This window comes from Aequorivita sp. CRS11, assembly GCF_059693805.1.
In genome coordinates, this window is record NZ_JCATIG010000034.1 from 1 (window position 1) to 1,307 (window position 1,307).

Here is a 1,307-nt window from a genome sequence, read left to right on the forward strand (position 1 = left end):
AACAAAGAACTGAGGTAAAAAACAACATATTTCTTCATTAATTTTTGACATTATTATTCTAGGCTTACAGATTGAAAGATGGATCTATAAGCTATTCTTTTGTTTGAATTTCAATTATTTTACTGCAAGTATCGAGACAAAATCGGCATCATAAGGAAGCCCTGACTTTGCGATAGCAAAACACTGTTTCAAAAGTTTATTTGCAACTGCTATGAGCGCGAGCTTCTTACTCTTCCCTTTGTTTACGATGCGCTGGTAAAGCGCTCGGCACGCCTTGTTGCACTTGCAGGCATTGAAGGCGCAAAGAAACAAAAGGTTCCGCAGTTTCTTATTGCCAACCTTACTGATCCTGCTACGGCCGCGCACGCTGCTGCCAGACTCGCGGATGGTGGGGGTGATGCCCACATAGCTACAAAGTTGTGCTCCCGTCTCGAACTTAGAAAAACCATCGGTTACCACAATTAAAAACAAGGCTGTCTTGGCGCCTATTCCTGGAACGGTCTGCAAAAGCGTCAGCTGGTGCTGCTGCTCTTGCTTTACCAATTCCAGCAGGCGTTCTTCTATTCCAGCAAGCTCTTTGTCCAAGTGTTTTTTATCCCGCTTTAAAGAACGGTACACGAACTTGGAAGGGATTCCCAGGGTTTCCTCACCGTGCAGCTTGTTCTTGGTAGCTGTACGCTTTTTTAGATAGCTGTCCATCAAACGGAACAACTGTAAGCACTCTGCCTGTACATCTGTAAGGGCATTGTAAAGTGGAACCTCATTGGCCAGGGCATACTCACAGATGGCCTTGGCATCGCTCTTGTCGGTCTTTACCTTGGCAAGCTTCATCTGGATAAAACGTTTTACCGACAGCGGGTTTACTACCGATACCATCACATTGTTTTTGTAAAGAAACTGTGCGAGCCTGTAATGGTAATAGCCCGTGGCCTCCATCACCACCAGCGATTCCTGCGGGATTACCTTTAGAAATGAAGCAAATCCCTTTGCATCGTTCTTGAACTGGTTGTGGCCGCTGGCACTGCCGTGCGCATCAAAGACATCCTTGCTGATGTCAACTCCAAAAGTTTCCTTATATTTATTCATAGGAACTGAATTTATGAAAGAACCAGCTACTAGGGTCACAACAACTTGAAAACGAGGTCTAGGCCTCACAGAACTGAACGTGATGTAAGTAGTAAAAGAGCGGGGATTATCAATGTTGTCGAAGTCTAAAGCTTCACCGTATATAGTAACCTTACTCCGCTCTTTTGTTCTTTCTGATTAGAACTTAAAGTTAACTGATTTAGTAAAAATCAAACTTAAGA

Annotated in this window: 1 protein-coding gene; it reads right to left on the reverse strand. The window is 43.8% G+C overall.

Features of this window, described 5'->3' with window-relative positions; genetic code table 11:
• Positions 1-114: 114 nt before the first annotated feature.
• Entirely contained in the window at positions 115-1,086 is a 972-nt protein-coding gene (locus AC58DT_RS15610) for an IS110 family RNA-guided transposase (protein ID WP_497217720.1), read from the reverse strand.
• Between the last annotated feature and the right edge of the window lie 221 nt (positions 1,087-1,307).

Bases quoted from the DNA above. Each gene is read 5' to 3' on its own strand.
- AC58DT_RS15610 (WP_497217720.1), bottom strand. From the start codon at position 1,086: ATGAATAAATATAAGGAAACTTTTGGAGTTGACATCAGCAAGGATGTC.